The organism is Pseudoalteromonas sp. 20-MNA-CIBAN-0454 (assembly GCF_040308685.1).
GTDB lineage: Bacteria > Pseudomonadota > Gammaproteobacteria > Enterobacterales > Alteromonadaceae > Pseudoalteromonas > Pseudoalteromonas nigrifaciens.
The window spans coordinates 61,114-82,527 of the sequence record NZ_JBEOOB010000005.1 but is presented as its reverse complement, the minus strand read 5'-3'; the positions used below and the strand labels follow the sequence as shown (position 1 = coordinate 82,527).

Sequence of the window (21,414 nt, the reverse complement as noted above, 5' to 3'; positions counted from 1 at the left end):
AGGTAAAATTAATTACCACTAAATATTCGTTGGTGTAAGGCGTGCATTCTAATTAAAATTCAGCAGAATATGCTGGTTAAATTTGGCGTTTTACGCTAATTTACAGGGCATATTTTCTACTTATCCGTATAAAGTTCTGTTATGACGAGTCCAAATAGATTACGCCTGCTTGATCGTATCGATTTAGCTATTTTAGACGTTCTGCAACAGAACGGCAGAATTTCAAATGTTAACCTCGCAAAGCAGGTTAATTTAAGCCCCAGCCCTTGTCTTGATCGTGTAAAGCGTTTAGAGCAAGAAGGCTATATTGAAGGCTATGTTGCTAAGCTTAGCGAAGCCAAGCTTAATCAAAGCTTAGTTGCACATGTACAAGTGTCGTTGGTGACTTCAAATACCGCGGTATTTAAAGTGTTTAGAGAACACATTTTAAAAATTAGGCAAGTAGTGGAGTGCGACATGGTTGCTGGTGGCTACGACTACTTGCTGAAGATCAGGGTATCAAACATGGACGAGTACAGGCAAGTGCTTGGCGACTTAGTTGATATTCCAGGAGTGGGGACGCACCACACCTACATGGTAATTGAAAAAATAAAACAAGATCCGGGTCTGCGCCTAGATTTGTAATATAAATTGCAGGCATAAAAAAAGCATCTAATGATGCTTTTTTTATGCGACTAATTAAGTAGTCGTATTATGCCCAGCCTTGGTAGCGCTTACGGCGAGACAACACAATCGTTAATATAATACCTAAAAACAATCCTAAAAATGCAATAGCACCGCCATAAGTAAGTAATTGGCGCTTTTCTTTAGAGCTAGTAGCTTGCTTTAAAGTGCGCTCTTGCTCAAGCGTGGTTTTTAATTGAGTTATTTGTGTAAACAATTGTTTGTTTTGGTTTGTTAACTGCACGTTTTGCTCTTGCAACTGTGGTAATTCAACTTGTGCTTGGCGCAGTTCATTTTGTATTGAGCTCATTTCATCACTTAACGTTTGGTACTGCTTATGTAAGCCAGCTGTTTGTGTGATGTATTTAGCTTCAACCCAACCTTCACGATCTTTATCATCCTTAACTTTTAAAAAACCGTTTTCTTCACTCGATAATAAGGTCAGTTGTGTGCCTGCATCAATAGAGCCGAGTAAACGATAGTTTTTGCTCGCACCAGAGCGCATAAACGTATAAAGATTGTCAATTATATAAGCTGTTTTTGCATTGGTGGGGGCTGCTGTTTGAGCTTCTTCTGCTTGGCTCGCAAATGTTGAGGCTGTTAAAAACAGCCATAATAAACAGTGTTTTAGCATTTATTTACCTTGTTAATCTAACCGTGTCCGTTTAGAACGTGATTTTATATTTCACATAAGTATAGCGATAATATGGATTAAATAGCGCAATAGCAAGGTTGATATTGTAACCGGTGTTATTTTATTAGCGGCCCATTTTGACTAAAATATTTGCAATATGGGGCGGCTTTGTTTATTTTGACCACTTATTAATTTTAAGGGTAATCCGCATAACTAATGGATACTGAGATAGAACTAAAATTTTTGGTATCAGATGCCGTCATTCCACTGATCCCCTCATTAATTACACAATTTGCAAAAACAGTTACTAATAAGCCATCTCGAAGTTTACAAAATGCTTATTATGATACGCCAAGCCGTGAGCTTAGAGCCCTTGATATTGGCTATAGAACGCGTTGTGCTGATGATAAATGTGAGCAAACAATTAAACTCGCCGGTGAGGTTGTTGGGGGCTTACATCAACGCCCTGAATTTAACTTACCAATAGAGTCTAATCGTCCAGATATAATGGCATTTGACCCCTCTATTTGGCCTCATGGCATGCAAGCCAATGTTATTGCAGAAAATATACATCCAATTTTTAGTACTAACTTTATTCGCCGTACTTGGTTAATTGAGACTCAAAACGGTGCAAAAATTGAAGTAGTGCTTGATAAAGGTGAAATTGCCGCAGCGGGTAAAGTTGAGGTGATCAGCGAGCTTGAAATTGAACTTGTTGAGGGCAGCCGTAATGAATTATTTGCGCTAGCCGATAAATTAGTAAGCCAAAACTGTATTCGCTTAGGTTTGTATTCAAAGGCCGCAAGAGGGTATCGCCTTGCTGACGACACGCCACTGCAACCAAGTAAATCTATTGGGTTTGTTAAACTCAAAGGGCAAGTAACCCAAGAGCAAGCATTAATAGAGGCTATGGGTTTTGGTATTCGTTTTGTGCAAAAGCACGAACAATGTTATTTCGATAAGCCAAGTTTAAAAACATTAAAGCGAGTAACCGACGGTATAAGCTTAATTCGTCATAACTTTTGGTTGTTTGACGACATTGTTAGCAAAGAAAGTACTGAGCATTTACGCAACGAACTAAAGTGGTTACTCAGCGAGTTAGCGTGGGTTGAAAATGCAATTCAATTAAAAACCTATACTTCAAAACGCCACGCTTTTTATAAAAAAATAAACAACGCACCGGCATTAACACAAGTTATTAATGACCTAAAAGAGCTACAGCCTAGCATTGACGACATTTATGCGCTGTTTCATAGTGCACGCTATAATCGTTTAATACTGTCGTTAACAACCTGGTTAATAGACAAACAATGGCGCAAGTTTTGGGATCAAAAGCAATTACAAAACGCTGACCAATCGGTAGCCAGCATTGCTAACCGTTTGTTTGATAAAGATTGGCGAAATTTGCATAAGCTGTTACCTAAAGAACAAACTTTAACCGCGAATGATTACCTTAATATACGCACACAATTAGAGAACAGTTTACTAAGTGGTAATTGTTTAGGTGCGTTATTTGATAAAGAAGAGCGCTTAGAGTTTAGACTCCCTTGGCTTGATATTTCTCATGGTATGTACGAGCTTAGTACCCTTGACTATTTAAAGCAGCTTTGCGGTGGTCAAGAAGATGAAAAGCTAGCTAAAATTCAAACATGGCTAGCACAAAAGACAGAATATTTGGTAAGTGCAATGGAGCAAAGTAGATTGGCTTCGTTCGATATAAAGCCTTATTGGCTTTAGATTTACAGAATATGATTAAATAAAAAAGGCTCATTATGAGCCTTTTTTTATATTTGCTGATTAGTATTTAGCAGCTTGGCCTTCTTTAGGTAATGCCGCCTTTATAAACTCACGTAAGTCGGTATTAGAGCTCTCTAAATCCGCATGGCGTAAGTACATCATATGTCCGCTTCTGTAGCCTTTAAAGCTTAAGCGGTCTTGCATTTTGCCACTTGGGTCTAACTGCCATAACGTATATTTAGCATCAAAGTAGTTAGTTGCACCGTCATAATAACCCGATTGAATCATTACCTTTAAATACGGGTTTTGCGCCATAGCTAAACGCAAGTTTTCGCCGGTGTTATTACCGCTTCTATCCCATGGGTGCACATTACCAAACAGGTTATATTTAATATCTGTTTTATAATTTAGCTCTTCACGTAAGTAATGATTAATAGCGGGTGTGAAAGAGTGTAACCACGACGTGAGTTCTGCCCAGTAATCAGGCGACTCGCCCGCATCGCGTTTATCAATACCTAAATAACGCGAGTCTAAGCGTCCTACCATTTGGCCGCGATCACGTAATAGCTCTTTCCAAAAAAACTGCGTTGGAATATCTAAGTTATTTTGCTCTACAAAGGTTTCAGAAAGCCCAGCATATTGCGCCATTTTTTTAATTATGCGGCGCTTTTCATCATCTGCAATAAAGCCGCCTTTAGCCAGTGCGGGGATCAGTTCGTTAATTGTAAACTGCTCAACTTCAGGCAGTAACTCGTCTAGGTCTTTAGCTTGTAAGTTGGCATTTAATGCTTTGTGATACCAAGCTGTAGCGGCAAAGTAAGGCAGGCGGTTAGCTGCTTTAATTGGGCCGTCGCGCTTAATGCCAATATCGGTTGGTGAAACCAATACTACGCCGTTAATGTACATCCATTGGCTATTTTGCAGTTCATGAGCAAGGCCCGATACACGTGTTGTACCGTAGCTTTCGCCAATTAAAAACTTAGGAGAGCGCCAGCGCTCGTTTCTGTTTACAAAGGTATTAAGCCACTCAGCGAGGTACTTAATATCGGCTTTTACGCCAAAAAACTGCTCTTTTTGTTCAGCTTTAGAGAGTAATTTACCGTCTTTATCTTCAACTACGCGAGAGTAGCCGGTGTTTACCGGATTTACATATACAATATCGGCAATGTCGAGCACTGAGTAAGGGTTGTCTTTAACCCCATATGGTTGAATAGGGTAGCCTTCATCATCAATTTTTAATACACGAGGGCCAGTATAAGCAAGGTGCATCCAAACCGATGCCGAGCCAGGGCCACCATTAAACGAAATAAGCAAAGGGCGTTTTGCTCTGTCATCTACCTTATCGCGGGTGTAGTAAGTATATTGCAAGGTTGCTATAGCATCGCCTTTGTCATCCCAAACAGGTTGCGTACCGGTTGCAACCGTATATGAAAAGCGCTGATTATTAATTTTTGCTTTGTGCTCAGTAACCACTTTGCTGTCGATATCAATACGACGCTGGTTATTATCGGCAAAGGAGGCACTACTAAGTGTTAAGGCAATGGCGGCAATAGGTAAAAAAATACTTTGGCTAAACTTCATGAATGACCCTTTTTTATTGTTAATGTTCTATTAAAAGAAATATTCAGTAAAAAAACAAAAGTATTGAGACTAGTTGCCGATAATAGTGGTTGAGTAAATAGAATGTGTAAAAACTTAGCTTTTAACGCTTTGTATCGCTCTTTATTTCGATCGTAATGAAAGTAATGTATATTCGCATCTATTTATAAATAGCAGCTTAAATAAGTGAGATTTACTTTAAAAAAATAGTGGCAAACCGACAGGGTGTGTAATTTGCTTTTTAATAAATTTAAAATCTCATTAAAGGCTTTAAATTTATGATGAACATATGGTTATAAAACAAGTAATTTAATTAGAAGTAAAGAGAAGCCCTATGCAAAGACTGTTGATAGTTGAAGATAGTAAAGTAGTACAACAAGTCCTTCGCCATATATCTGCACAGTATCTTGATGTTGCCATTGATTTTGCTTGGTCTTTATCTGAGTGTAAGGAGTTTGTAAGTAAGCACAGCTATACACTAGCCTTAGTTGATTTAACGCTCCCCGACGCACCAAATGGTGAGGTGGCCAAATATACCTTATTAAAAGGTATTCCTACTGTGGTGCTTACTTCTAAGATGGATGAGTACAAGCGCCTGCAAATGTTAGAATTAGGCGTAATTGATTATGTGATAAAAGATAACCGTGACTCATATAATTACGCTATAAAATTAGTTGCACAGCTGTTGCGTAACCAAGGCTGTAAAGCATTAATAGCCGACGACTCGGTTTTAAGTCGTACTTTAATGAAGCAAATGCTAGAAAAACAATTATTTGCAGTCAGTGAGGCGCACGATGGACGCCAAGCATTAGATATGCTCAAAAACGATGCTGAAATTAAATTACTCATGACAGACTATGCAATGCCAACAATGGATGGTTTTGAATTAGTTAAAGCGGTGAGAAACTTTAGAGGCCGTGATGACTTAGCAATTATTGGGTTATCAGGCGCGAGTAAGCATGGTTTATCGGCGCGATTTATTAAATATGGTGCTAATGATTTTTTAACTAAACCTTTTATGAATGAAGAGTTTCATTGTCGTGTATTGCAAACCATGGAGCAGTTATCGTTAATTGCAGACATTAAAGAAAGTGCTTTTCGAGATCATCTTACCGGGCTTTATAATCGTCGTTACTTTTATCAGTATGCTGAAAAACTACTCAAAAATAAAAATCAGAAAAATAGCTTAGTGTTACTAGATATAGATTTTTTTAAAGCAATAAACGATGAATTTGGGCATGACGGCGGCGATCAGGCACTTAAACAAGTGAGTAATTTAATCCGTACTTCATTTTCTAACAGTACAGTGGCACGTATTGGCGGTGAAGAGTTTGCAATTATATTAACGCAAGTAGAAGTTGAACAAGCCGAGAAGTGTTTAAATTTATTTATACAAAAGTTCGCAAGTTACGACTTTACTATCAGTGATAAAACCTTATCAATAACAGCAAGTATAGGCCTAGCCGAATTTCAAAATACCAGTTTAACCGCTGCTATGCGTGTTGCCGATAGAGCTTTGTATCAAGCTAAGGAGCAAGGGCGCAATTGTGTGGTTTTAAATAGTACTTTGCAGCTAGCAGAGGTTACAGCTATACGTTGAGTTAAATACACACGCACCAATCAAGTATTATATATAAAAAAACGCACCTAATTGGTGCGTTTTTTTGTTTTAAATATAAAATATTTTTATAAGTTATTGTTTTTTATTGCCATATATAAATGGCATAAAGCTTGGATTGTATTAACTAAGAAAAACAATAACGTGTCCTAAGGGGACTAAAATGAAAATGATTAGTGCAATCATAAAGCCATTTAAATTAGATGAAGTGCGTACAGCACTCGCTGATTTAGGCATAGAAGGGATGACAGTTGTTGATGTAAAAGGCTTTGGTCGACAGCGTGGTCATACCGAATTGTATCGTGGGGCTGAATACCAAGTTGATTTTATTCCTAAAATTAAACTCGAAATTGCCACTCGTACTGAAAACTGCCAACGCGTAGTTGACTCAATTACGCAAGTTGCAGGCACCGGAAAAATAGGTGACGGTAAGATTTTTGTGTACGACCTAGATCAAATTGTTCGTATTCGTACGGGCGAACTTGATGAAGATGCACTTTAAGGGGGATTTATGGAAAGTACACTGATAGAACTAAAGTTTTCGCTCGACACCTTTTATTTTTTAATTTGTGGCATATTAGTAATGTGGATGGCCGCAGGGTTTGCCATGCTAGAAGCGGGTTTAGTACGCTCAAAAAACACCACAGAAATATTAACTAAAAATATCGCCTTGTATTCAATTGCATGCACCATGTTTTTACTCGTTGGTTACAATATTATGTATGTAGGGAATACCGAGGGAGGCATCATTCCTTCATTTGGTGGCTTAATTGGTACACAAGCCGCTGATGCTGATCACTCTCTAGAATCTGATTTTTTCTTTCAAGTTGTTTTTGTTGCCACGGCTATGTCTATTGTCTCGGGTGCGGTGGCTGAGCGCATGAAGTTGTGGGCATTTTTGGTGTTTACCTTGGTGTTAACTGGGCTTATATATCCTATTGAGGGTTACTGGACTTGGGGCTCTGGATTTTTATCGGCAATGGGTTTTGTTGACTTCGCGGGCTCAGCAATAGTGCATGCAACCGGCGCATCAGCGGCATTAGCTGGCGTATTATTACTGGGTGCACGTAAAGGAAAATATGGTAAAAATGGCGAAATATACCCAATTCCGGGGTCAAACTTGCCTTTGGCAACGTTAGGTACGTTTATTTTATGGATGGGCTGGTTTGGTTTTAACGGCGGCTCGCAGCTACTTATATCAGATGCAGAAAACGCGACTGCTGTAGGAAAGATTTTATTAAACACCAATGCTGCTGCTGCAATGGGGGCTGTTTCAGCACTATTTGTTTGTAAAGCATTATGGGGTAAAGCCGATTTAACTATGGTATTAAATGGCGCGTTAGCTGGGCTGGTTGTGATTACCGCCGATCCGCTTTCACCTTCACCATTGATGGCGTGTTTATTAGGGTTATTAGGCGGCTCATTAGTGGTATTTAGTATTGTTATACTTGATAAGGCAAAAATAGACGACCCAGTTGGCGCTATTTCTGTGCATGGCGTATGTGGAGTACTTGGTATTATGCTAGTACCTGTGACAAACGCCGAGGCAAACTTGGTAACTCAGTTAATAGGCTTGTTGTGTATTATTGGTTTTGTGTTTATTTCTTCGCTGCTGGTGTGGGCAATCTTAAAGCATACTATGGGCATTAGGGTTACCGAAGAAGAAGAGCTAAACGGTATGGATCAACACGATTGTGGCATTGACGCCTACCCAGAATTTGTATCGGTTCGTAGTAATTAAATTTAAGTTATTGTGTGTTGTCCAAAGCGCTACTTAGGTAGCGCTTTTTTATTTCAGGGGAGGTTAACTTTAGTGCTGCTAAGATGGGTTGTTAATTTACCTTATAATGGTGAACTAGTAGGTGACTATGCTAAGCTCACGTCCGTAAAATAAACCTTGGAATAAATTACATTTAAATGGCTGATAACAAAAAAACACCGACAGGTAAAACCCCCACAAAGCGCAGCGCTAAACCCTCTAAAAGTACACCGCGTAACGGCGCTAAAAAAAGTACAAAAAACAAATCATCAGTTGCTCAGCGATCTTTACTCAATAAACTATGGTCTATTTTTTGGAAACTTAGTTTAGCGACATTTATTGCTATGGCGCTTTATTTTATTTACCTCGATGCAAAAATAACTCGTCAATTTGAAGGTAATAAATGGCAGCTTCCTGCGCAAGTTTATGCACGCTCGATGGCGTTTTACCCCGGGCAGTTCTTATCAAGCCAAGAGGTTATTTGGGAGTTAGAGCGGCTAAACTACTCAGCCGTTAATAGGTTAAGTCGTACAGGGCAATATGTTAAAACTGCCAACAGCATTAAAATATATCGTCGCGATTTTGAATTTTATGACGCGCTAGAACAGGCGCATATAATTGAACTGCGTTTTGGCGGGCAAAAAATTGCTAGTATTAAAGACAAGTTTGGTCGGCGTTTAAACAACGCTAGGCTGGAGCCGGTGCAAATAGCGCGTATAGGTAACGACTCTAAACAAGACCGTGAATTTGTACCGCTGGATAAATTTCCGGCAATGCTAAAAGACACGCTTTTAGTGGTTGAAGATCGTAATTTTTATCAGCACCACGGCGTATCGGTATTTTCTATTTTACGTGCGTTGTATAGTAATATTCGTGCTGGGCGAACAGTTCAGGGCGGCAGTACGCTAACGCAACAACTGGCTAAAAATATTTACTTAACCCGAGAGCGCTCACTTACACGAAAAATAAACGAAGCGTTTATTGCGCTTATTTTAGATTACCGTTATTCAAAAGATCAAATACTTGAAGCGTATTTAAATGAAGTATATTTAGGGCAGTCTTATAACCAAGGTGTACATGGTATGGGCTTGGCTGCTGAATTTTACTTTTCTAAACCAGTAGATGAGCTAGAGTACGATCAAATAGCGCTGCTGGTGGCTATGGTAAAAGGGCCGTCTTATTACAATCCACGTCGTTACGAAGAGCGCACAATGGAACGTCGTGACTTAGTGCTGCGCTTAATGGTTGAAGACAAACTTTTGAGTACTAATGAATACCGCGCTGCATTAAAACGTCCTTTGAATATAGCGCCAATGAAAGCCAGTTTACAAAAATCGTACCCAGGTTATTTAGAACTAGTAAATCGTGAACTCAAGCAGTTATTGCCCGATCAAAATGTGTTAGATGCCGGTGTTCGTGTGTTTACCTATTTTGACTTACAAAAACAAACGGCAATGGAAGAGTCGATTCAGGCAAGTTTGCCTTATTTAGAAAAACGCCCTAATACTCGCGCGCTTGAAGCGGCGATGATCTCAGTTAACGTAGAAAAAGGTGGCGTATCGGCATTAGTTTCTGGGCGCGATGTGCGTTATTCAGGCTTTAACCGAGTACTTGATACCAAACGTAATATTGGCTCATTAGTTAAGCCTGCGGTGTATTTAAGCGCGCTGCAGTTACCACATTATAACCTAGCCACTTTACTTGACGACTCACCGGTGCAAGTTACCAATGAGCAAGGTAAAGTATGGCAACCTGAAAACTACGATCGTCAATTTCGCGGAGCGATCCCGTTATACAAAGCTTTTAGTCGCAGTATAAATATACCTGCGGTAAATCTTGGCCTTGATGTAGGGGTAGATAAAGTTGCAAATACACTAAGAGGGTTAGGCGCGCAGGGAAGAATTAACGAATACCCATCGTTGTTATTGGGGGCACTTGAAATGTCTAGTTTTGAGGTAGCACAATTGTACACAACCATTGCTGCCGATGGCGAATATAGAAAGTTAACCGCTATTTCTGCGTTAACCGACTCAATAGGCAAAGTATTGTATAAGCATGAGGTGAAATCTGAGCCGCGTTTTGCTAAAGATGCCATGTACATGACAAAATACGCAATGAAACGAGTGACTAAAGATGGCACCGCAAAACGGTTAAACTTACACTTTCCGTCGATTCAACTTGCGGGTAAAACGGGCACTAGTAACGATTTACGCGATAGCTGGTTTGCGGGGTTTGATCAAAACACAGTGACCGTTGCTTGGCTAGGCCGAGATGATAACAAAAGTACCGGCTTAACCGGTAGTGTAGGGGCTTTAGAGACCTATATTCGTTATTTAAAACCGCTAAATCCCGAAGCGATAGCCGATACTCGTCCACCTTCAATTCGCTGGGCGTTTATTAACGAGCTAACGGGTAAACAAGCGCCACCAGGGTGCGGCAAAGTTATTCAGCTACCACTAAGAGCCAGTGAATTTGAACCAAGGCCGCAGTGTATTCGTTAAGCAGTTTTGAATAACTACAAGACATAAAAAAAGCCCGTTAGGGCTTTTTTTTATTGGCTGAATAAAACTGATGTTTTACAGCTTAGCAAACGCGCGCTCTGCGGCTGCAATGGTATCTTTTATTTCTTGCTCGTTGTGCGCTGCACATACAAAGCCTGCTTCAAAAGCAGAGGGGGCTAAGTAAACACCTTCTTCAAGCATCAGGTGGAAAAAACGTTTAAAACGCTCTAAATCACACTCAGTAGCTTGTTTGTAAGTTGTTACTTTTTCAGCATCAGTAAAGAAAAAACCATACATGCCACCGGCGTAGTTAGTGGTTAATGCAATGCCTGCTTTTTTAGCGCCGGCTTCAAAACCTTCACAAATTGCTTTACTGGTTGCTTCTAGTTTTGCATGTAATCCTGGCTCGCTTAATAACTCTAGCGATTTTAAACCTGCAGCCATGGCAATTGGGTTACCCGACAATGTACCCGCCTGATAAACTGGGCCAACCGGTGCAATATAATCCATAATTTCGGTTTTGCCGCCAAAAGCGCCAACTGGCATGCCGCCGCCAATTACTTTACCTAAACAGGTTAAGTCTGGTTTTATATTGTAGTAGGCTTGTGCACCGCCAAGTGCAACTCGAAACCCGGTCATTACTTCGTCAAAAATAAGTACCGATTTGTATTCGTCACAAACGTCGCGCAAACCTTCTAAAAATCCCGGAACCGGTGGAATACAGTTCATGTTACCAGCAACAGGCTCAACAATAATGCATGCAATTTCGTCGGCATATTTAGCAAAAATAGCTTTCACTTCATCTAAATTATTAAACGATACAGTAAGCGTATGCTTTGCAAAATCTTCAGGAATGCCCGGTGAATTAGGCACGCCCATAGTCAATGCGCCAGAGCCCGCTTTAACTAATAATGAGTCGGCATGGCCGTGGTAACAGCCTTCAAACTTAAGTATTTTATCGCGGCCAGTAAAACCACGCGCTAAGCGAATAGCGCTCATGGTGGCTTCTGTGCCTGAGCTAACCATACGTACTTTTTCGATTGATGGTACTAGCTCTTTTACTTTTTCAGCCATTAAAATTTCGGCTTCGGTAGGCGCGCCATAACTTAGGCCGTTTTCTACCGCGTCGTGTACTGCTTGTTTAATTGCAGGGTGGTTATGGCCCATGATCATAGGGCCCCAAGAGCCAACATAATCGATATAGCGATTACCATCGGCGTCAAATGTAAACGCACCCTCAGCTTTAGTGATAAATAGCGGTGTGCCGCCTACACCATTAAAAGCACGTACTGGTGAATTTACGCCACCAGGAATAGAAGCTTGAGCGCGTGCAAATAAGTCTTGGCTAATTGTCATGAAAAATCCTATTGTTTTGTCACAAAAAAAGTGGGTTTAGCTATCGCGTTTGCGGCTAAACCAAGGTACGTCTACTTCATACTGCTCGACTTTGTTTTCTACGCCGAGGGTTAAAGCAAACAGTGCCATACGAATTAATACGCCATTTTGTACTTGGCGAAATATAGCTAAATTGTCATTTGCGTTTAAGTCGTTATCTAGCTCGTTGGCTTCTAGGCGACTATCGCGTGGTAGCGGGTGCATTAACACTGAATTAGGTTTGCAATGTGCAGTGTAAATTGATTGACTAATTCTAAACCCACCACGGTATTTGTTGGCTTCTTCTTGCGAAGGAAAGCGCTCTTCTTGAATACGCGTTTGATAAACTATGTCGGCAGCTAAGTTACCTTCCATTTTGTTTACCAATTCAATTTTATGACCTGCATTATCTACTGCATCTAATATATAGCTAGGCATTTGTAGACCATCGGGTGCAACCATCGAGAATTTCACGTTTTTATAGTGGCATAATAGTTTTGATAAAGAGTGCACAGTGCGACCATATTTTAAATCGCCTACTAGCGCAATGTGCATACCATCTATGTTTTGCTCAAAACGGTTAAGCTCACGCTCAATGGTTAATAAATCGAGCAGTGCTTGAGTGGGGTGCTCGTTAGGGCCATCGCCACCATTAATCACAGGGATTGAGCAGCCTGTTGCAAATTCACTTACCGAACCTGCATCGGGGTGGCGCATAGCGACAGCATCGGCATACGCCGAAATAACACGGGCGGTGTCGTAAAGCGACTCGCCTTTAGCGAGCGCTGAGCTTTGCATGCCGGTTGTTTCGCGAACGAGTCCGCCGAGTAAGTTAAAAGCGGTGCCAAAGCTTACGCGTGTGCGTGTGCTAGGTTCAAAAAATAAGTTGGCTAAAATGGCACCTTCTAGCACGTTAGTACGCTTTTGTTTTTTAGCGTAGGGTTCCATTTTTTTAGCTACTGCAAATATACGTTCAATACAGTCTCTGTCGAGTTGATTAACTGAGAGTATATTTTCACCTTGGAAACTTAACATGGGGTTATTCCTACTTATTCAAAAAGGCGCGATAATCCTTAAAGGAGCACGCAATCGCGCATATTATAGCAAAGTTACTTAGCTAGTTGGCAGAGTAAATTACCTAGAAACATTTTATTATAAACTGGGTTTTATTACCGCCAGTGCCACTATTATTAATAGTGCTATAACGGGTAACTCATTAAAAATACGATAAAAACGGTCACTTTTAGTGTTACGGTCATGTTTAAAATCAGCTAAAAGCTTAAAACAGTAACCATGGTATAGGTATAAAATAATTACTAGCACTAGTTTATAATGCAACCACATGCTGTACTTAAACCAATCGCGGCCATATTCAACTATAGTGAGTACACCAAATACCGCGGTTAACACGGCAAACGGAGTGACAAAAAAAAGCAGCCTACGTTCCATTACTTTAAGCATAGAGTTGCATGCCCTTTCTTCGCTCATAGCGTGGTACACAAATAACCGTGGTAAGTAAAAAATACCGGCAAACCAGGCAATCATAAAAAATATATGCAAGGTTTTGTAAATTAATAATGCGCTCATATTACCCTCATTTAAATTAAAGTAAGCTGTTACGAATGGTTAAAATATGATGGATTTGATCCCAACGTAGTAATCCCATAATTTGTTGATTATCTAATAAGTTATATACATACAATGCGCCACTGCGCTTATCATTTAATAGCTCAAAGGCATCAGCTAAAGTGGCTTGGCTGCTAATACCGGCCAAGCTAATATAGCTAAGGTTAGTTGCTTGATCCGACATTAAGCTCAAGTCATATTCAGCCAATCGGTAACCATTTTCTTCATCGAATACAATTAATGGGGTTTGGCTGTCCATCGCATCAAGGGTGTTTTTTATTTGCTGTTTATCGTCGGAGTAAAGCAACTTAAAGTCTTCATCCATTTCATCCATTACCCCTACTTTTTGTAGTGCCTCAGTAGCGGGAGATACCTGGTAAGGTAACTCTTGAAAATCCAGCTGTTGTAAAAATATCGAGCGATTACCAAACACTTGCAGCGCGGTAACATAAGCGGTGGTAATAACTATCATTGCAGGCACTATTATTTCTGGAGACGAAGTGAGCTCCATCACTGTGGTTAAAGCCGCAAGCGGTGCATGCAGCGTTGCTGCTAATAATCCTGCCATGCCAAGTACACCATAAGTGCCTGCTATATCTGTACCTGGGCTAATAAACTGGGCAAAAAAGGCCATTAAAGTGCCAATTAAAACCCCCAGCCCTATAACCGGTCCAATTAAACCACCGGGAATACCCAAACCTATCGCAAATAATGTGGCGAGTAACTTAGCAATTAAAATAGTAGTTAATAATTGCATGTCTTCAGGGGATTCAACCGCAATAGTTATCGCACTCATACCCGACCCCATAGCTTGGGGGACGGTATACGCAATTAAGCTGGCAATACAGCCAGCAATAAGTAAGCGAGGAAACATGCTAAGTGGTTTAAACGTTTTAATAATTAACATTAAGTTTTGATTAAAACTATAGGCTATTGCGCCCAGCGCTATGCCACACAGTATTAAGTACGGGTAATGCCAGCCACTTAACGGAGCAATGCTTATAAGTGCTAACTCTGAGCCTTCGCCAAATACAAATTGGGTTGCTAAAGCGCCAGTAACAGCTGCAAGCATAATTGGCACAAATATATGTACTTTGTATTCTCGAAGTACTACTTCCATTACAAAAATAACCGCTGCTAACGGCGTGTTAAACGAGGCGGCAATACCAGCTGCAATGCCACAGCCACTAAGGGTACGCATGGCATTATGAGGTAAGTGCAGTTTAGTTGCTAAGATACTTGCCCCAGTTGCACCTAAATGCACCGAAGGTCCTTCGCGCCCCACCGAAAAGCCGCTGATCAGGGCCAATGCACCACCAACAAATTGGTTTAGGGTGTTATACAGTGGCATTTGCCCGTAATGGCGTTTAATACGATGAATTACAAACGGAATACCCAAGCGATAATGTTTAAAGCCAGTAAAAGCCGCAAAAAGCGCAATTAAGAGTGCCGCAATAAGGGGCATTAATACGCGTTCTAAAGTGGGGAGGGTGGTAAAGTCGTCGGGAGTTTCTAAAAATATACTTTGAAAAAAAAGAATCGTTAAGCGAAATAAAATAATAAAAAATGCAGCTATTAATCCGGCACTTACGCCTAATAAGCATAATTGTACGGATGTTTTAGGTTTGGCTAATCGACGCCTGAGTTGCTCAAGCCACATGCTTTATTTCCCCGCAGCATTTTTCAGCGGTCATTTTAGCAAAAGCCACTCGCTAAGTCGTTGTGATTTTGTAAAATAATTACATTTATAGAAAAGTTAACGTTAAAATACGCAAATAAGCGATGCTGGACTCAATATTTAGGTTTAGTTTGCTACTAACAGCAGCGAGTGCCTGCAACCTTTATTTTACTATACTTGATTAAAACACTCGGGTATTAGATAATCACGGCATTACGATATTGAGGGTTTTAAAATGTCTGAAGAATTACCAATTAAGTTCACTGACGCGGCAGCCGATCGTGTTAAACAGTTAATCGATGAAGAAGAAAATCCAGAACTTAAATTACGCGTATATGTAACGGGTGGTGGTTGTTCTGGTTTTCAGTACGGTTTTACCTTTGATGAAAAGGCCAATCCAGGTGATTTAGAAATCGTCAAAAATGGCGTGATGCTGGTGGTTGATCCGATGAGTTTACAATATTTAGTAGACGGCGAAGTTGATTACACTGAAGGATTAGAAGGCGCACGCTTTTTTGTAACTAATCCTCATGCAACTACAACCTGTGGCTGTGGTTCAAGCTTTACTATTTAACAAGGGTCTGTTGATCTTTCAAGGTTAAATTTGCAGCAGTCTGTTTGGTGTTTAGGCAAGGCAGAGCCTATGTGGTGTGGTTATTCCCCATAAATAGGCGATAACGTAGCATCAATGCCAAACAGGCGCTGCCCGAAGGGTTCTGCCTAGGGGCAATTAACTCTTTGTTGCTCGGTTTTTACTTAGCCCACTAGGTTACAAACCTAGCGCCGCGATTAAATTGCCCCTAGTTGGAACAAATATTAACCCGCAAAGGTCAACAAACCCTGGGTAAACAATAAAATATTAAAGCCGCTTTTGCGGCTTTTTTAATGCCTAAAATTCGCTAGGAGTGAATTCGGTTATTTGCATCATTAATATAAAAAAGCCAAGTACAAAAGTAGAAAACGCGAGTATATATACAAAGCCTCTTTTGCCTTTTTTAATAGGCACACCATGGTGGCGAAGAAAAAAACACCAGCCTAAGCACAGTATAATAGGAAGTAAAAAAAGTAGCCTGAACATTATTTAGCCTTTTAGGGTGCTCGTTATTGATTAAGCATAAACATGTAACACTAAAATGGAACAAAATTGTTACAAATATTTATTAATGGTTTAAGCTATCTATTCAGGCTTGGTAAATATATATTCATTATTTAACCTGTGCCGAATGTAATTAGCCATTTTACCAATGAGTTAATAGTATACAATATATAAGAATGAGACGGGCAAAATTTCATTCACCACCACAATAAGTAAGTATTATTTATAGCGTTTTTTAGCTCACAATGAGTAATTAGTAATTAGTAATTAGTAATTAGTAATTAGTAAAGCTGAGCTGCAATCAATGCCTAATTAGGCTGTTGTGCAGTGTACTCACTGAGCGCTATTAATAAATTGCATCAATTAGTATTTACACCGCATTAAGTAGGAGATGTACATGATGGGTAAAACAGTTTCATCAGAAGAAAATGCAAAACTGACCAAATGGCTTAAAAGTAAACGTCATGACAAAGGGCATACAATGCGTAGTTTAGCGCAGTTATTAGGCACACCACATTCGTTTATTGGCAAAATTGAAAACCAAGAGCGCCGCTTAGATGTAATTGAATTTGTGCGCTACTGTAATGCACTCGAAGTTGATCCGCATGAGGCATTAAACTTACTTAAAGTTGATTAATAGCCGCAAGTTACTTGGCATATTTTAATGCACCTTTAAATATGCCAAGTAAATAATTTATTTTAAGTATTGAGTTTAAGTATTTTGGTGATAATTACGCTCTAGCTGATACAGTTTATGACGAATTAAGTATAAAAATATCAACGATGGCAACACCATTAATGCCGTAAGAATAAAAAATAGCGACCAGTTACCCGCTAGCCAATCATCTATTACTACCCCACTGTAACTCGACAGTAAAGTACGCCCTAAATTACCCAGCGACGCAAGTAACGCATAATGTGTTGCACTAAATGCTCTATCGCATAGCATGGATATAAATGCCACCATAGCTACTAGCGACCATGCCTGAGTAAAACCATCAACCACAATAGCCATGGCGTATAAATGCTCTTGTGGGCCGGCAAGTGCAATCCAAGAAAACATTAAATTAGATGCCGCCATTGCCACACCACTAATAAATAAGCCTTTAACAATGCCGTATTTATGATTAAAAATACTGCCTAAAAAGGCAAATACGATGGTAATTAATCCGGTGCCTAGCTTAGAGTAATTGGCTATTTGGGTATTACTAAAGCCAACCTCTTTATAAAATACAATCGACATGCGAGCTAAAAACGCTTCACCAATTTTAAATAAGAAAATAAATGCAAGCAGTGCCAACGCGGTTTTAACGCCATTTTTAGCAAAAAAGGTTTTAAACGGATCAACCACAGTAACTGCAAGCCAAGCGAGTGTTTTAGTTAATGGTGTTTGCTTGCTGGCGGCAAGTTTTTCAAGGTATACCCGCTCAAGCTCAGCGTGCACTGCTTCGCGGTTTGATTCGGGTTCTTTTGCCCAAAATACACAGCTCATTAGTAGCAGCATTATGGCGGATAAAAAGTAATATACTTGCGGCCAATCTATCGAAGGTATATCGGCCATATAAAACGGAATGGCCCCAAGTAGCGCATAACCCGACCACCAACCCGAGGTTGCCATGGCAGCGGCGGCGGTCGCTTTGTGAGATTCATTTTCGCCCAGGGCGTCTATTCTAAAAGCGTCAATAGCAATATCTTGAGTGGCAGAGGCTATGGCTATTAATAAACAAAGTGCGGCGACGAGCGCTAAATTGGCTTTTAAATCAAGCCCTGCTAATAGCAGTGTGCCAAGTAAAATAAAGCTTTGGCAAAACAGTATCCAGCTTCGGCGTTGGCCTAACCATTTGTATAAAAAGGGTAGTTTGGTACGATCTATTAACGGCGACCATAAAAAGTTAATGCTGTAAGCGCCAAACACAATGCCAAATAAGCCAATCATACTGCGGCTTAAGCCTTCGTCTTTTAGCCATGCCGACATTACAGAGCCAATCAGCACCCATGGAAAACCACTACTCATACCAAATATAAAAATATTGATAAGGCGTTTGTCTTTAAAATAAGAAAAATATTCGCGAATAGAGAGTGTTTTGCTCATAGGGCCTTCATTGGCTTTAACACAGAGCAGCTAGGCTGCTCTTTTAATAGTTACAGGGGAACTTGTTCAAGTAATTTAATATTTAAAATAACTACAGGCTCTTTGGGTACAAAGTCGTAGCCAATTTTTTCGTTAAATCCGGTTTTTACCGCCATAATTTTATCTAGCGTGTCGTAGCCGTCCATTACATTGCCAAATACCGCAAACCCCCATTCTCTGCCAGGGTTTAAATGGTCGTTATCGTCCATATTAAAAAAGAATTGGCGCGTTCCTGAATGAGGTTGACGGTCTTGATACGCCATAGCTATGCTATACATATCGTTTTTTAAGCCATTACCGCTTTCGTTAAAAATAGGATCGTTTTCGTGTAGTCCATCGTAGTCTTTATCGTAGCCGCCACCTTGAATAACAAAGTCACGGTCGTTTTCTACATCACGCTCTATACGATGAAACACACTGCCTTGATAGCTTTTATCCATTACGTAGGTTAAAAAGTTATTTGCAGTAATGGGGGCTTTAGAGCGGTCAAGCTCAATCACTATGCTACCCAGTGAAGTGACTATTTCAACACGCGGAAAAATATTATCTTTTTGTACAAAACGGCCTTCTTGAGCAGCAAGCGTAGTGGTACTAAAGAATAGGCTTAAGCAGATTAAAAAAAGTCGTTTCATTGTTAACCTTCTAAAAATTCTATTAATTCAGGGTCAGATACAATGCGGGTAATAATTTGCTCAGTCAACTTATTAAGCTGACCTTCTATTTTTGCTCTGTCGTGCCCCAGTGGCCCTGCTAAATTAGCATTGCCTCGGTATACTTTGCTAAAGTTACTGGTAGCGCGAATAACCCGCACGCCAAACTCTATAGAAGCCGCGCTGGTGTGGCTCATTAGTTTTTCGGTAACAACTGCTTGCAAAGCATGAATATCTACTTCAAAGCGCACCGTGGCTAAGTTAGAAATGCTGGCACCGTTACGACTTAGGGCGCTGTCGAGCGCACTTTTTACTGAGGCTGTAATACCATGGCTGGCAAAAGTTTTGGTTTTGTCAGACTCTATAAGTTTTAAGGTGGCAGTATCGCCTCTTAAATCAATTACACTGGTACTTAAGCTGCTGTTGATTGAACTTATTTGCCCATTTTTATAAACAGGATTAAGTATTATCTGATTTGGCTGATTACTACATGCAGGCAGTGCCAAAAACACCAACCAAGGTAAAAGGTATTTTATAATTTGCATTTATAACATTCCGGTATTTTTTGTGGCACTAAGTACAACAAACTTTTTGTTAGAACCTAGTAGCTTGCAGTTACCAAACATACGGTTTAGTTTGTCGTGGTAATCTAAATGACGGTTGCCAATAATACGCAATTCGCCACCTTCTTTTAAAGTATCTTTTGCTTCTTTAAACATTTGCCATGCAATGTGGTCGGTAACCGCTTGAGCTTGATGAAATGGCGGGTTACATAGCACCATATCAACACTGTCGCGCTCAAATCCCGATAAACAGTCATTTTCAACAAATGAACATTGCTCATATTTAGCTTCCATATTGAGCTCTACATTCAAGCGTGCCGATTCAACGGCCATATACGACTCATCAACAAAAGTAATATTTGCATTTGGGCAACGCGATAATGCCATTAAACCCACCACGCCATTACCACAGCCTAAATCAATAATGCTTTTAGCTTTATTGGTTTCTGGTAAGTAGTTAAAAAAGAACCGTGCGCCAATATCTAATGAATCACGCGAAAACACATTTGCATGGTTACTAATAGTAAAGTCAGTGCCTTCAAGTGGCCAATTTACCGGAAAATCAGCGGCTTTATACCCACCTTGTGCGTGGCTTATAATTAAGCGTGACTTTTTAACCGCTAAACTTGTTTTTGTTTCGCCAATAAACTGCTCAAACGCTTTAATTGTTGAATTATGCACATCTTTTGTTTTTGCCGCGGCAATAACAGGCGTTCCGGGGGCAAGCACTTCGCTAAGCTCAGACAGTTGATACTGTAAAAAGCCTAATGTGCGTGGTACTTTAATAAGTACCAAATCAACTTGTTCAGGTAAAGCCGATAAACTATCGAGCTGGCTAAAGGTAATAGCAGGTATTTTATTCTCTGCTAAGTTATAAGCTGCTGCTTGGTGGCTAATATAAGAGTCGTTTACTGAACAAACCGTTAATTGCTTGTGGCTAAAATAACAAGAAAGCGCGCCAAAACTATCATTTAAAATCAGCAAAGAGCGACAATCAGGATGATGTTCGCTAACATAGTCGATTAAATATTCGTCGGCTGAATCCCAAGCTTGTAAGCTGCGGTTTTTTTGATCCAAAGGAAAGCGTTCAAGAGTAAAGGTTTTATCGCCGAGCTGTGCTTGCATGGTCATAATAGTTTAGTGATCAGTAATCAAATGATAGGTAAATTCTAACATGCAACGGCCAAACGCCAACCCCCAACTGTTACCAAATGGCTTTTCTTATCAAAGTAGGGCGCTTAGTGCACAAAAAAGCCTCGATTTGTTCTACTATTTACAGCAAAACCTGTGTTGGCAGCAGCCTAATGTTACGGTTTACAATAAAACGGGGCCAATTCCTCGGCTGCAGTGTTTTATCAGTGAAAACAATATTGAGTATGGTTATTCTCACAGTAAGTTAATAGTAGAGCCTTGGCCTGATGTTTTACTGGCGATGCGCAAACGTTTAGAGCGGCATTTAAACCAGCCATTAAATTCACTATTAGTAAATTATTACCGCGATGGTAACGATACTATGGGGTGGCATAGCGACGACGAAGCTGAGCTTGGCCATCAACCTACTATTGTTTGTATATCGCTTGGGGCTGAGCGAGTATTAAAACTAAAACACAAAGCTAGCAATAAAGTTACTAATTTAAAGCTACATAGCGGCAGCTGTTTAATTATGAGTGGCAATAGTCAGCGCGACTATCAACACGCTATTGCTAAGCAAACTACCTTGGCTCATCCGCGAATAAGTTTAACCTTTCGCTTGATAAAGCGTTAGCCATTAGGCTTAGCAAGTTG

General features: G+C 40.1%; 20 protein-coding genes. 9 read left to right on the top strand and 11 right to left on the bottom strand.

Translation table 11 applies throughout. The features are described from left to right. The first annotated feature begins 141 nt into the window (after window positions 1–141). Window positions 142–624, top strand: coding sequence for a winged helix-turn-helix transcriptional regulator (locus AAEZ22_RS03825; RefSeq protein WP_011328920.1), 483 nt, complete (start codon window positions 142–144; stop codon window positions 622–624). A 67-nt stretch (window positions 625–691) separates the two neighbouring features. On the opposite strand, the gene AAEZ22_RS03820 is transcribed toward AAEZ22_RS03825, so the two are convergent. After that, the gene (locus AAEZ22_RS03820) at window positions 692–1,297 is read right to left on the bottom strand and encodes a TIGR04211 family SH3 domain-containing protein (RefSeq protein ID WP_011328919.1); all 606 of its coding nucleotides are present in this window, start codon (window positions 1,295–1,297) and stop codon (window positions 692–694) included. Between the two features lie 216 nt (window positions 1,298–1,513). On the opposite strand from AAEZ22_RS03820, the gene AAEZ22_RS03815 reads away from it, so the two are divergent. Further along, window positions 1,514–3,034, top strand: coding sequence for a CYTH and CHAD domain-containing protein (locus tag AAEZ22_RS03815; RefSeq protein WP_182677829.1), 1,521 nt, complete (start codon window positions 1,514–1,516; stop codon window positions 3,032–3,034). Window positions 3,035–3,094: 60 nt separating this feature from the next. On the opposite strand, the gene AAEZ22_RS03810 is transcribed toward AAEZ22_RS03815, so the two are convergent. Next, complete coding sequence (locus tag AAEZ22_RS03810) at window positions 3,095–4,615, bottom strand: S10 family peptidase (RefSeq protein ID WP_011328917.1); 1,521 nt, start codon at window positions 4,613–4,615, stop codon at window positions 3,095–3,097. Between the two features lie 352 nt (window positions 4,616–4,967). Here AAEZ22_RS03810 and AAEZ22_RS03805 point away from each other — a divergent pair, with 352 nt between their 5' ends. The 4 genes from AAEZ22_RS03805 (at window position 4,968) to mrcB (ending at window position 10,511) form a co-directional block, all read left to right on the top strand. Beyond that, window positions 4,968–6,233, top strand: a complete 1,266-nt coding sequence (locus AAEZ22_RS03805) for a GGDEF domain-containing response regulator (RefSeq protein ID WP_011328916.1) — start codon at window positions 4,968–4,970, stop codon at window positions 6,231–6,233. Window positions 6,234–6,414: 181 nt separating this feature from the next. Beyond that, window positions 6,415–6,753, top strand: coding sequence for a P-II family nitrogen regulator (locus AAEZ22_RS03800; RefSeq protein WP_011328915.1), 339 nt, complete (start codon window positions 6,415–6,417; stop codon window positions 6,751–6,753). Between the two features lie 9 nt (window positions 6,754–6,762). Continuing rightward, a complete protein-coding gene (locus AAEZ22_RS03795) occupies window positions 6,763–7,992 on the top strand; it encodes an ammonium transporter AmtB (protein ID WP_011328914.1) in 1,230 nt (409 codons plus the stop codon). 176 nt (window positions 7,993–8,168) lie between these two features. Further along, window positions 8,169–10,511 carry a penicillin-binding protein 1B gene (gene mrcB, locus AAEZ22_RS03790; RefSeq protein WP_182678688.1) on the top strand — a complete coding sequence of 781 codons (2,343 nt, stop codon included), beginning with the start codon at window positions 8,169–8,171 and terminating at the stop codon, window positions 10,509–10,511. A gap of 75 nt (window positions 10,512–10,586) precedes the next feature. On the opposite strand, the gene hemL is transcribed toward mrcB, so the two are convergent. The 4 genes from hemL to AAEZ22_RS03770 all read right to left on the bottom strand — a co-directional run bounded on the left by hemL (window position 10,587) and on the right by AAEZ22_RS03770 (window position 15,171). After that, entirely contained in the window at window positions 10,587–11,867 is a 1,281-nt protein-coding gene (gene hemL, locus AAEZ22_RS03785) for a glutamate-1-semialdehyde 2,1-aminomutase (protein ID WP_011328912.1), read from the bottom strand. Between the two features lie 36 nt (window positions 11,868–11,903). Beyond that, window positions 11,904–12,920, bottom strand: coding sequence for an aspartate carbamoyltransferase (locus tag AAEZ22_RS03780; protein WP_011328911.1), 1,017 nt, complete (start codon window positions 12,918–12,920; stop codon window positions 11,904–11,906). A 117-nt stretch (window positions 12,921–13,037) separates the two neighbouring features. After that, window positions 13,038–13,472, bottom strand: a complete 435-nt coding sequence (locus tag AAEZ22_RS03775; protein WP_011328910.1) for a CopD family protein — start codon at window positions 13,470–13,472, stop codon at window positions 13,038–13,040. Between the two features lie 16 nt (window positions 13,473–13,488). Continuing rightward, window positions 13,489–15,171: a chloride channel protein gene (locus AAEZ22_RS03770; RefSeq protein ID WP_352296218.1), complete on the bottom strand. Its 1,683-nt coding sequence runs from the start codon at window positions 15,169–15,171 to the stop codon at window positions 13,489–13,491. 253 nt (window positions 15,172–15,424) lie between these two features. Between AAEZ22_RS03770 and erpA the strand changes: the two genes are divergently transcribed. Beyond that, window positions 15,425–15,763 (top strand): iron-sulfur cluster insertion protein ErpA, encoded by a 339-nt coding sequence (gene erpA / locus AAEZ22_RS03765; protein WP_011328908.1) that lies wholly within the window; start codon window positions 15,425–15,427, stop codon window positions 15,761–15,763. Window positions 15,764–16,078: 315 nt separating this feature from the next. On the opposite strand, the gene AAEZ22_RS03760 is transcribed toward erpA, so the two are convergent. Further along, window positions 16,079–16,267: a hypothetical protein gene (locus tag AAEZ22_RS03760; RefSeq protein WP_011328907.1), complete on the bottom strand. Its 189-nt coding sequence runs from the start codon at window positions 16,265–16,267 to the stop codon at window positions 16,079–16,081. A 415-nt stretch (window positions 16,268–16,682) separates the two neighbouring features. Here AAEZ22_RS03760 and AAEZ22_RS03755 point away from each other — a divergent pair, with 415 nt between their 5' ends. Continuing rightward, entirely contained in the window at window positions 16,683–16,922 is a 240-nt protein-coding gene (locus tag AAEZ22_RS03755; RefSeq protein ID WP_011328906.1) for a helix-turn-helix domain-containing protein, read from the top strand. A gap of 75 nt (window positions 16,923–16,997) precedes the next feature. Here the strand turns inward: AAEZ22_RS03755 and AAEZ22_RS03750 are convergent, their stop codons facing one another. From AAEZ22_RS03750 to AAEZ22_RS03735, 4 genes are read right to left on the bottom strand one after another with little or no spacing between them, the layout of a single operon-like run. Next, complete coding sequence (locus AAEZ22_RS03750) at window positions 16,998–18,377, bottom strand: AmpG family muropeptide MFS transporter (RefSeq protein WP_011328905.1); 1,380 nt, start codon at window positions 18,375–18,377, stop codon at window positions 16,998–17,000. A 50-nt stretch (window positions 18,378–18,427) separates the two neighbouring features. Then, window positions 18,428–19,048, bottom strand: a complete 621-nt coding sequence (locus tag AAEZ22_RS03745; RefSeq protein ID WP_011328904.1) for a peptidylprolyl isomerase — start codon at window positions 19,046–19,048, stop codon at window positions 18,428–18,430. A gap of 2 nt (window positions 19,049–19,050) precedes the next feature. Then, window positions 19,051–19,611 carry a YajG family lipoprotein gene (locus AAEZ22_RS03740; protein ID WP_011328903.1) on the bottom strand — a complete coding sequence of 187 codons (561 nt, stop codon included), beginning with the start codon at window positions 19,609–19,611 and terminating at the stop codon, window positions 19,051–19,053. Beyond that, window positions 19,612–20,760 (bottom strand): methyltransferase, encoded by a 1,149-nt coding sequence (locus tag AAEZ22_RS03735; protein ID WP_011328902.1) that lies wholly within the window; start codon window positions 20,758–20,760, stop codon window positions 19,612–19,614. It lies immediately after the preceding gene. A 43-nt stretch (window positions 20,761–20,803) separates the two neighbouring features. Here AAEZ22_RS03735 and AAEZ22_RS03730 point away from each other — a divergent pair, with 43 nt between their 5' ends. Then, window positions 20,804–21,394: an alpha-ketoglutarate-dependent dioxygenase AlkB family protein gene (locus tag AAEZ22_RS03730; protein WP_011328901.1), complete on the top strand. Its 591-nt coding sequence runs from the start codon at window positions 20,804–20,806 to the stop codon at window positions 21,392–21,394. Window positions 21,395–21,414 lie beyond the last annotated feature (20 nt).

Coding starts and splice junctions, on each gene's coding strand:
- AAEZ22_RS03820 (WP_011328919.1), bottom strand. CDS start 1,297: ATGCTAAAACACTGTTTATTATGGCTGTTTTTAACAGCCTCAACATTT.
- AAEZ22_RS03730 (WP_011328901.1), top strand. CDS start 20,804: ATGCAACGGCCAAACGCCAACCCCCAACTGTTACCAAATGGCTTTTCT.
- AAEZ22_RS03740 (WP_011328903.1), bottom strand. CDS start 19,611: ATGCAAATTATAAAATACCTTTTACCTTGGTTGGTGTTTTTGGCACTG.
- hemL (WP_011328912.1), bottom strand. CDS start 11,867: ATGACAATTAGCCAAGACTTATTTGCACGCGCTCAAGCTTCTATTCCT.
- erpA (WP_011328908.1), top strand. CDS start 15,425: ATGTCTGAAGAATTACCAATTAAGTTCACTGACGCGGCAGCCGATCGT.
- AAEZ22_RS03815 (WP_182677829.1), top strand. CDS start 1,514: ATGGATACTGAGATAGAACTAAAATTTTTGGTATCAGATGCCGTCATT.
- AAEZ22_RS03805 (WP_011328916.1), top strand. CDS start 4,968: ATGCAAAGACTGTTGATAGTTGAAGATAGTAAAGTAGTACAACAAGTC.
- mrcB (WP_182678688.1), top strand. CDS start 8,169: ATGGCTGATAACAAAAAAACACCGACAGGTAAAACCCCCACAAAGCGC.
- AAEZ22_RS03755 (WP_011328906.1), top strand. CDS start 16,683: ATGATGGGTAAAACAGTTTCATCAGAAGAAAATGCAAAACTGACCAAA.
- AAEZ22_RS03800 (WP_011328915.1), top strand. CDS start 6,415: ATGAAAATGATTAGTGCAATCATAAAGCCATTTAAATTAGATGAAGTG.
- AAEZ22_RS03775 (WP_011328910.1), bottom strand. CDS start 13,472: ATGAGCGCATTATTAATTTACAAAACCTTGCATATATTTTTTATGATT.
- AAEZ22_RS03760 (WP_011328907.1), bottom strand. CDS start 16,267: ATGTTCAGGCTACTTTTTTTACTTCCTATTATACTGTGCTTAGGCTGG.
- AAEZ22_RS03825 (WP_011328920.1), top strand. CDS start 142: ATGACGAGTCCAAATAGATTACGCCTGCTTGATCGTATCGATTTAGCT.
- AAEZ22_RS03770 (WP_352296218.1), bottom strand. CDS start 15,171: ATGTGGCTTGAGCAACTCAGGCGTCGATTAGCCAAACCTAAAACATCC.
- AAEZ22_RS03750 (WP_011328905.1), bottom strand. CDS start 18,377: ATGAGCAAAACACTCTCTATTCGCGAATATTTTTCTTATTTTAAAGAC.
- AAEZ22_RS03795 (WP_011328914.1), top strand. CDS start 6,763: ATGGAAAGTACACTGATAGAACTAAAGTTTTCGCTCGACACCTTTTAT.
- AAEZ22_RS03745 (WP_011328904.1), bottom strand. CDS start 19,048: ATGAAACGACTTTTTTTAATCTGCTTAAGCCTATTCTTTAGTACCACT.
- AAEZ22_RS03735 (WP_011328902.1), bottom strand. CDS start 20,760: ATGACCATGCAAGCACAGCTCGGCGATAAAACCTTTACTCTTGAACGC.
- AAEZ22_RS03810 (WP_011328917.1), bottom strand. CDS start 4,615: ATGAAGTTTAGCCAAAGTATTTTTTTACCTATTGCCGCCATTGCCTTA.
- AAEZ22_RS03780 (WP_011328911.1), bottom strand. CDS start 12,920: ATGTTAAGTTTCCAAGGTGAAAATATACTCTCAGTTAATCAACTCGAC.